At 31.2% G+C, this 523-nt stretch carries 1 protein-coding gene; it reads left to right on the top strand.

Features of this window, described 5'->3' with window-relative positions:
• Positions 1-245: 245 nt before the first annotated feature.
• On the top strand, positions 246-523 hold a 278-nt coding region (locus AABL87_RS17730), incomplete at its 3' end, for a hypothetical protein (RefSeq protein ID WP_341277698.1).

The following is a 523-nucleotide window of genomic DNA, read 5'->3' as shown; positions in this document are numbered from 1 at the left end:
TAATCACATTATCAATGGTAAGCTGTGATAAAGATGATAACCAACTTCAAATGAAGAAAGAGGTTAAAGTGAATGGAGTGGATCAAGAGATGGAAAAAGATGACTGGGGATTACCTCCTATCAAACCACCTATTAAAAAATAGCACCTAAATGAAGAGGTTTAAGAAATAGTTTTATTCCTTAAACCTCTTTTGTATATTCTAATCATATCTTGTAACTTTACTATCTTATTTTATATTAATCTTATGAAAAAATCAGTAAAAGTAGCAATGCTATTAGGCGTAATCACATTATCAATGGTAAGCTGTGATAAAGATGATAACCAACTTCAAATGAAAAAAGAGGTTAAAGTGAATGAAGTGGATCAGGAGATGGAAAATAATGACCTAGGTAATACTACTATCAAACCTCCAAAAGCAAATAACTTAAATATGGAACAAGAAGTAGGTCACGACTGGGGAACCACAACTATTAAACCTCCAAAAGTAAATAACTTAAATATAGAACAAGAGGTAGATCATGA

The sequence above is a fragment of the Myroides sp. C4067 genome (assembly GCF_038039665.1).
Taxonomy (GTDB): domain Bacteria; phylum Bacteroidota; class Bacteroidia; order Flavobacteriales; family Flavobacteriaceae; genus Flavobacterium; species Flavobacterium odoratimimum.
This window is presented reverse-complemented; position numbering and strand designations above follow the sequence as displayed.